General features: G+C 66.6%; 8 protein-coding genes. 3 read left to right on the top strand and 5 right to left on the bottom strand.

Annotation, left to right across the window (positions count from 1 at the left end; genetic code table 11):
* Both VEI45_RS09665 and VEI45_RS09660 read right to left on the bottom strand, forming a co-directional pair.
* A partial coding sequence (locus VEI45_RS09665) for an alpha/beta hydrolase (RefSeq protein WP_324852526.1) occupies positions 1–984 on the bottom strand: 984 nt, incomplete at its 3' end.
* A 272-nt stretch (positions 985–1,256) separates the two neighbouring features.
* Complete coding sequence (locus VEI45_RS09660; RefSeq protein ID WP_324852524.1) at positions 1,257–1,505, bottom strand: hypothetical protein; 249 nt, start codon at positions 1,503–1,505, stop codon at positions 1,257–1,259.
* Positions 1,506–1,711: 206 nt separating this feature from the next.
* On the opposite strand from VEI45_RS09660, the gene VEI45_RS09655 reads away from it, so the two are divergent.
* Positions 1,712–2,518 (top strand): adenylate/guanylate cyclase domain-containing protein, encoded by an 807-nt coding sequence (locus VEI45_RS09655; protein ID WP_324852523.1) that lies wholly within the window; start codon positions 1,712–1,714, stop codon positions 2,516–2,518.
* A 309-nt stretch (positions 2,519–2,827) separates the two neighbouring features.
* Entirely contained in the window at positions 2,828–3,136 is a 309-nt protein-coding gene (locus VEI45_RS09650; protein ID WP_324852521.1) for a hypothetical protein, read from the top strand.
* A gap of 92 nt (positions 3,137–3,228) precedes the next feature.
* On the opposite strand, the gene VEI45_RS09645 is transcribed toward VEI45_RS09650, so the two are convergent.
* The 3 genes from VEI45_RS09645 to VEI45_RS09635 are packed head-to-tail and all read right to left on the bottom strand — an operon-like array spanning position 3,229 to position 6,117.
* On the bottom strand, positions 3,229–3,963 hold the full coding sequence (locus tag VEI45_RS09645) for an SDR family NAD(P)-dependent oxidoreductase (protein ID WP_324852519.1): 735 nt from the start codon (positions 3,961–3,963) through the stop codon (positions 3,229–3,231).
* A complete protein-coding gene (locus VEI45_RS09640; protein ID WP_324852517.1) occupies positions 3,963–4,682 on the bottom strand; it encodes a hypothetical protein in 720 nt (239 codons plus the stop codon). The genes VEI45_RS09645 and VEI45_RS09640 overlap by 1 nt, the downstream gene beginning before the upstream one ends.
* A 49-nt stretch (positions 4,683–4,731) precedes the next feature.
* Positions 4,732–6,117: an FAD-binding oxidoreductase gene (locus VEI45_RS09635; protein WP_324852515.1), complete on the bottom strand. Its 1,386-nt coding sequence runs from the start codon at positions 6,115–6,117 to the stop codon at positions 4,732–4,734.
* Positions 6,118–6,218: 101 nt separating this feature from the next.
* Between VEI45_RS09635 and VEI45_RS09630 the strand changes: the two genes are divergently transcribed.
* On the top strand, positions 6,219–7,423 hold a 1,205-nt coding region (locus tag VEI45_RS09630; protein WP_324852513.1), incomplete at its 3' end, for an adenylate/guanylate cyclase domain-containing protein.

Raw genomic sequence — 7,423 nt, 5'->3', positions numbered from 1 at the left:
CACCGCCCGCCACCGCTGGTCGCCGGTCGCCGCGGCGTGTTGGGTCGAGGCGACCATGTCGGTGAACAACACGGTACGCAGGGCGCGATGTGACTGTGATGGTGCGGCATGGCTGCCGGTGAGGAACTCCTCGATCCCGGTCAGGATCTTGTCGGGCTCGGTTAAGAACGGTGCGTGGTCCACACCCTCGACCTCCAGGTACCACGCGCCGGGGATGTGGTCGGCGAGATACCGGCCGCCCTGCACCGGAACCGCGGGGTCCTCGCGGGCATGGATGACCAGGGTTGGGGCGGTGATCGTTGGCAGGATCGGTCGCACGTCGGTCCGAAACGCCGCTTCGAATGACGCCCGCGCCATTCCCGGGCTCGCGCTCATGCGCTCCAACATTCCCAGCTGGCGTATCGACCGGACCGACGGCGCGCTGATGCTGGCTGCGGCACCACTGCCCCACCCGGAGCGCACGGCGCGCGCGGCTTCCAGCCAGCGGGCGAGCTGTTCAATCGACGGCGTGTAGTCCTCACCCAACTCGGAAAGGAAGCGCGCCCGCAGCTCGGCCGGGTCGCGATCCATGTCGTCCCACTCGCCTGGGTGAAACGAGTATGTGCCGCAGAGGATCAGCGCCCGCACTCGCTCCGGCCTTGTTGCCGCGAACATCATGGACTCCGGTCCACCGTCACTCAGACCGGAGACGACGGCCTGTCCGAAGCCGGCTGCGTCCATGACAGCCTCGATCTCGGCCGCTCGATCCTCCAGCGTGCGAACTTTTGGCACCGGGTCCGACAGCCCGACCCCGGCCTTGTCGAACAGGGCAACGCGACAGAACGTGGCGAGCTGCTCAACGAACGCTTTGAATTCGGGGAGGGTCCAGGCCAGCTCGACGTGGCTGACGAACGGCCCGACGATGACGAGTTCGACCGGCCCTTCGCCGAACACCTGATACGCCAGGCTGAGATCACCGCAAGATGCGTACAACGTGTCCGGCACGGCATGAGCGTACTGCTGATCCCATCGCTCGCCGGGGCACGAGTGATAGTCCCCTAGGTATTGCCACTTAGTGATTGCTCAGGCACTTACGCGAGCCGGGGCCGTTCGCCTTACCGTTACGAAGCTTGAGGTTGTAGTTCGCGGTCGACGTCCTCCGGCGACACGCCCCACGCCGTGAGGTGACCCCTTTCGGGCGCTACTAACTCACCCGCCGCGCGCAGCTGCAAACTCGCCGCGCGGCGGGAAGACGGGCGCTAATCCCCTACCGCTTATTAGTGCGGGACGCCGGGCGCGGCCGGAACGCCGGGCGCGGCCGGAACGCCGGGCGCGGCCGGAACGCCGGGCGCGGCCGGGACGCCGGGCGCGGCCGGCATGCCGGGCGCGGCCGGGACGCCAGGTGGTGCCGGCACCGGTGGCGGAGAGGGCGGGTCTGCATTTGCCGCGCCCATACCAAGTCCGACGGCGGTCAAGCCTAAGCCACCGGCAAACATTGCTTTGGCGATGAATTGTTTGAGCTCCATAGCACACCTCTTCGTCCTGTTGACGTTGAACGTGATTGCCTCGTCAACTCCAACCTCAGCAAAAGTAACGCTAAGTCCGATCAGGGTATGCGCTCAAGCGGTTTGCGCCTACGGGACGCCGCCGAATCTTCAGCCACGTGCTGGTGAACCACGACAGAGATCTGATGAGAGCTGTCGCCGATGAGCATGCGGTGCGAGAATGAGGGATGTCGAATGAGCGCACGCCCCCACGCCCCCAGGGTGCGCAAACGAACGCGGAGGAGTGGGCGCGATTCTTCGAACTATTTGGCCATGCCAAGGTTCGGCGCGGGGTTCGGCTCCTCTCGAAGCTGCCGTCCGCCCCGCGGTGCGAGGCCTGTGGCAACCCGTTCGCGGGCGTCGGCGGCTGGCTGATGCGACGGATGGACAAGAGCCCGTCGCGCAAGAATCCGCGGTGGTGCAAGGTGTGCTTCGAGGCGGCGCCCCAGGGTGGCATGACCCTGACCATCGGGGTGCTCTTCGCCGATGTCCGCAACTCAACTGCCCTCGCCGAGACGCTGCCACCGGACGAGATGGCCGCACGCCTCAATCGCTTCTACTCCGAGCTCACGCAGGTGATCGTCCAGCACGGGATCGTCGACAAGCTCATCGGTGACGAAGTGATGGGCCTCTACTTTCCGCCCCTCACACCCAACGGCCGGTACGTCGACGCGATGGTGAGTGACGCTCTCGCCATTCTGCGCACGCAGGGTCGCGGCTCGCGCAAGGGCCCGCGGCTCGAGGTGGGCATCGGCTTGGACGTCGGCCCGGCGTACGTCGGGATCGTCGGCGAGGGCGAGATCCGCGACTTCACCGCAATTGGCGACGTCGTGAACACCGCGTCGCGGCTCCAAGGCGTTGCGGCGGGGGGCGAGATCGTCATGCCCGAGACTGTCGCGCGCATCGCTGCCGTCGACGGGGGCGAGGTCGTCACGCTCGACCTCAAGGGCAAAGCCGAACCCGTAACGGCACGCCGGATCACCGTCGCGAGCTAGCAGCATTACCCCTCACGCCATTCATCGCCGAGCCGGGGTTGACAAGTTCGGCCGGCCTGTTCGTACCGCGGGTCTATCAGATCCGCGACGGGCGATGTTGAGCCGAGCCCGTCATAAGCCCGGTATTTCCCTCTAGTGATCACTCAGGCAGCTTCCCAGGGTCGTTCGCGCAGCAACGAACGGACTATTAGCTCCTGCTCTGGGGGACCTTTGGCACTAGCCGTGCAGCAGCGTTCGCGTCTTAAATCAGCTGCTGGCAACGCCAGTTATCAAGCGGCGCAAAGCCGTTCTTGAAGAGAGGTCGGGAACATGACGATTGTTAACGCGGTGGCGATCCACCCACGGTCGGGCGAGGTCTGGGACGAGCTGCAGAAGCAGCTCAAAAAGTCGATCGAGATCGTCAAAAAGCACGGCGGGGAGAACGTCACCCTGCTGGTGACCGTAATCGGCGGGCAGCGGACGAACGCTCTGACCATGCTCGTCACCGCCGAGAACTGGACCAAGTTCGGCCAGATCCAGGAGGCGGTGTACGGCGACCCCAAGATGCAGGAGCTGATGCGCGAAACCGGGAAGATCGCCACCTGGGAGATCTACACCGCGCAGACGCTCGAACTCTGATCCCGGAGCCAAAACCGCTGGCCGACCCGCTGCGGACGGTGTTTTCTTTCAAGCGCTCCACCGATACGTCGAAGAGCGGCCACGGGCCCGAGTCATCGCATCGACAGGCCGAATCCGCCGTCGACCCTGAGGACCGTTCCGTTGATGTACGCCGCCGCCGGCGAGAGCAGGAAGGCGGCGACGCCGGCCAGCTCCGCGGGCTCGCCGAAGCGGCCGAGCGGGATCTGGGTCATCGCGCCATCCCGCGCGGCGGCGGGCATCGCGCGCACCTTAGGGGTGGCGATCATGCCGGGCATCACCGCATTGCAGCGAATCCCGCGCGGACCCCATTCCGCGGCCAGTGTGTGCGCCATCCCGACGATCCCCGCCTTCGACGCCCCGTAGGCGACCTGCCCGGGGAGCCCGACCTCGGCTGCGACTGAGGAGATCAGCACGATCCGCCCGTCGCCGGAGGCCAGCAGCGCCTCGAACGCCGCCTGCACCACCCAGAAGGCGCCGTACAGGTTCGTCTCGATGTCCTTGCGCCACTCCTCGTCGGAGAAGCGCTCCGCGCGGTGGATCGTGTCGACGATCCCGGCGTTGGCGATCACCGCGTCGCAGCCGCCGAGCGACTCGATCGCGTCGGCGACGCCACGGCGCACGGCCTCCGGGTCGCGAACGTCGAACGTCGCGGTGACCGCCGTGACGTCGCCGACGGGCGCGCCCGGCACGTCGCAGGCCGCCACCGCGCAGTCGCACGCCAGCAGCGTCTCGGCGAGCGCGCGGCCGATCCCCCCGGTCGCGCCGGTGACGATGACCCGCCGTCCTGACGGCGTCAGGCCGAGCATCAGGCGTCGCCCGCGGCGGCCGGCTTGCTCAGGCCGTAGCGGGCCCAGTGCCGCTCCGGGATGTCCGCCGGGTCCTTGTACCAGTACCAGGTACAGGGATCGCGGTCGTAGTCGTCGGGCGGGTCGGAGGGGTACATCGGGTGCCCGATCCACTCGATCGGCTGGATCTCATTCATGAACGAACAGTGCGTGCAGTACAGCGGGAAACCCTTGCGCCCATAGCTCCAGTCGTGCGCCTCGTGCGTGACGCCCAGCGGGCGCTCACCGCGGTAGGCGCCGTTTCGCCACAGGCGCTGGCCCGAGCCGCACGGGTTCATCCGGAAGGTGAACTTCTCCTCGTCCTCCTCGATCTCGAATGCGCCCGGGTTCGGCCCGGTGCCCGAGCACGAGTGCGCCCGCCACGTGGCGGCGAGCGCGTGCACGATCTGTCGCCGGCCGCTGCCCTCGATCTTCTCGACGTCACCCCGCCAGCCGCGCTCATTCCCGTAGCGCCAGGCCTCGGCGACCCCGTCATCGCCCAGCCTCTCCTGCACGAAGCTGATCAGGCCCAGCAGACCGCCCGCCATCAGGTCGTGCAGGTAGCGCCACTCGTGCTTCATCTCCTCGCACAGTGCTCGTGCGGCGTCGGTGTCGCCGCGATCGAGCGCCTCGATCGCACGGTCCATAGTGGGCCGTGCCATCTCCGCGAGCTCCCGATCGGAGAACCATCGTTCCGCCATTGCCGCTCCTCCTCGAACTTCAAGGGCTTGCCGGTGATCAATTCTTAGCTCAGGCTTCTTCCGCCGCGAAGAGAACATCGGGGTTGAGGATGCCCGCCGGGTCGAAGCTCTGTTTGATGCGGCGCATTAGCTCGATCTTGACGGGGTCTTCCAGTTTGCGGAAGTACGGGGTTTTGGCGCGGCCCAGGCCGTGTTCGCCGGAGATCGCGCCGCCCAATTCCATTGCCAACGCGAAGATGTCGGTCATCAGCTTCTTCTTTTTCTCCGGGTCCTTGCAGATGATGGCCAAGTGCACGTTGCCGTCGCCCGCGTGTCCGCAGCCGGCCGCGGCACCGCCCGCGGTCGCCGCCAGATCGCGTGCGGCGGAAAGGAATTTCGGCATCGCGGAGCGCGGGACAACGGTGTCGATGATGTCGTCTGCGCCGATCGCCTTTGCTGTCCAAAACGCCTTCTCGCGCGCCTCGATCAGCTTGCGTGCTGAGCCTCCTTCCAGCACATAGGCGTCGACGGCACCCAGTTCAGCGACCAGCTCACCGGCCCGCTCGACATCCTCGCCCAGTCGGTCGGCAGTGCGGTTCTCAAGCCCCACAACGAGATACGCCTGGCAGCTGTCGCGGATCTTATCGGGAATACCCAGCTCCAGATTCTGGGTATGGACGAGTGCGGCCATCGTCATGTTGTCGATGTATTCCAGGATGTAGGGCACCAGCCCGCTGGCGAGGATCTTGGGTACTGCCTCCATGACTTGGTCGAAGTCGGCGAACGGGGCGAGCACGGTGGCGCTGTGGTCGAGTCGCGGATGAAGCTTGACGGTCACCTCGGTGGCCAAGGCCAGGGTGCCTTCGGAGCCGACGATGAGCTGGGTCAGGTCGTAGCCGGTGGACACCTTGGCGATCTTGCCGCCGGTCCGGATGATCTCGCCGGTCGGCAGCACCGCCTGCAACCCGAGCACGTTATGGCGAGCTATCCCGTACTTGACCGCGCGCATCCCGCCGGCGTTGGTTCCGACGTTGCCACCGACGCTGGAGGACAGCTCGCCCGGTTGAACCATGTAGCTCAGCCCGGCATCGACGGTCGCGGCGTCCAGCTCGGTCAGGGTCACACCTGGTTGCACGACGGCTACCTGGTTGGTCGTATCGATCTCCAGGACCGCGTTCATCCGCTCGAAGGAGATCACCAGCCCGCCTTCCCGCGGAATCGCCGCGCCCGACAAGCCGGTCCCGGACCCCCGGGCCGTCACCGGCACGCCATGTTCCGAGGCGGCTTTCAGCAGCTGCGAAACCTCTTCTGCGCTTGCGGGTTTGGCGACGTACGCGGGCTTCTGCGGCGCCGTCGTCAACACCTCGTCGTGGAAATAGTCGTCCGGGATTGCGTCGCCGGTCAGCAAGTTCTGGTCGCCGACGATTTCGGCAAACCGCGTCGTCAGGTCGCTCATCGAAGGCCTCACCTTCTATCGCCGCATAGCGACTCACTTTATCGTCGCCCCTAACCGACCGCGCTCCCGACGCAGGCCAGGGACGGTGGCATGCTTTTTGCATGGCGGCCGTCCCTCAAACCGTCTACGCACGAGACGGCGATACGCACCTCGCGTATCAGGTCGGCCCTGACCGCGGCTCAGATCTCCTCTTCGTCCCTACCGCTACGTTCCCGATCGACTTGCTGTGGGACGAGCCCACCGTCGCCCGCCAGCTGCGTCGGCTGGCGTCGTTCAGCCGGCTGATCATGACCGACCTGCTCGGGATGGGAAGCTCGGACGCGGTGCCGATTCAGGACCGTCCGGCGATGCAGACGTGGACGGATGGGCTCGCCGCGGTGCTCGACGCCGTTGGGAGCGAGTGTGCGTCAGTCTTTGCGATGTCGGAGTCGACCCTTCCCGCCATGCTCTTGGCCGCCACCCATCCCCGGCGGGTGCGCTCGCTGGTGCTCTGGAGCCCATACGCTCGCTATCTCCGAGCCGACGACTACCCGTGCGGTATGCCCGAGCCGAGCTTCTCCCGGTATGTCGACGCCTTCGGCGACACCGTCGGGACCGGCGCCGTCGCGGATAACCTGGCCCCGAGTTGGGCCGGCGATGCCGGCAAGCGGCGATGGTGGGCTCGCGGCGAGCGCCTGGCTGGCGGCCCCGGCTACTTCAAAGCCATCTTTGACCTTTACCTGCGCACCGACGTCCGGCCCGCGCTCGAAAGCATTCAGGCGCCGACGCTGGTGCTGCACCGCCGCGGTGATCGCCACGTGACCGGCGGCCACGCTCGTTATCTCGCCGAACGCATCCCGAACGCGCGATTGGTGGAGTTCGACGGGGACGACAATGTGTGGTTTGCCGGCGACTCCGACGGAGTGCTCGACGAGATTGAATCGTTCGTCACCGGTTCACGTGCCGCCAGGCCGACGAACCGCGTGCTGTCGACCGTGCTGTTCACCGACATCGTCGGATCGACCGAACGTGCCGAGGCTCTCGGCGATGAGGCCTGGACGGCCGCCCTCGATGTGCACAACGATGTCGTCGGGAAACATGTGGCCAGCGCACGAGGCGAAGTCATCAAGTTCACCGGCGATGGCGTGCTCGCGATCTTCGACGGGCCGGCGCGTGCAATCACCTGCGCGTGCGCGATCCGAGAAGCGGTGCAAGACCTCGGACTCAACATCCGCGCCGGCCTGCACACCGGCGAGGTGGAGATGATCGACCGCGACGTGCACGGGATCGCGGTCCATATCGCCGCGCGCATCATGGCGCTCGCGGG

It is taken from the genome of Mycobacterium sp. (genome assembly GCF_035623875.1).
GTDB lineage: Bacteria > Actinomycetota > Actinomycetes > Mycobacteriales > Mycobacteriaceae > Mycobacterium.
The sequence above is the reverse complement of the archived record's forward strand: the minus strand, read 5'-3'. Positions and strand labels throughout refer to the sequence as shown.

Excerpts from the sequence above, each read along its gene's own strand:
- VEI45_RS09640 (WP_324852517.1), bottom strand. The coding sequence starts at position 4,682 with ATGGCGGAACGATGGTTCTCCGATCGGGAGCTCGCGGAGATGGCACGG.
- VEI45_RS09660 (WP_324852524.1), bottom strand. The coding sequence starts at position 1,505 with ATGGAGCTCAAACAATTCATCGCCAAAGCAATGTTTGCCGGTGGCTTA.
- VEI45_RS09650 (WP_324852521.1), top strand. The coding sequence starts at position 2,828 with ATGACGATTGTTAACGCGGTGGCGATCCACCCACGGTCGGGCGAGGTC.
- VEI45_RS09645 (WP_324852519.1), bottom strand. The coding sequence starts at position 3,963 with ATGCTCGGCCTGACGCCGTCAGGACGGCGGGTCATCGTCACCGGCGCG.
- VEI45_RS09635 (WP_324852515.1), bottom strand. The coding sequence starts at position 6,117 with ATGAGCGACCTGACGACGCGGTTTGCCGAAATCGTCGGCGACCAGAAC.
- VEI45_RS09655 (WP_324852523.1), top strand. The coding sequence starts at position 1,712 with ATGTCGAATGAGCGCACGCCCCCACGCCCCCAGGGTGCGCAAACGAAC.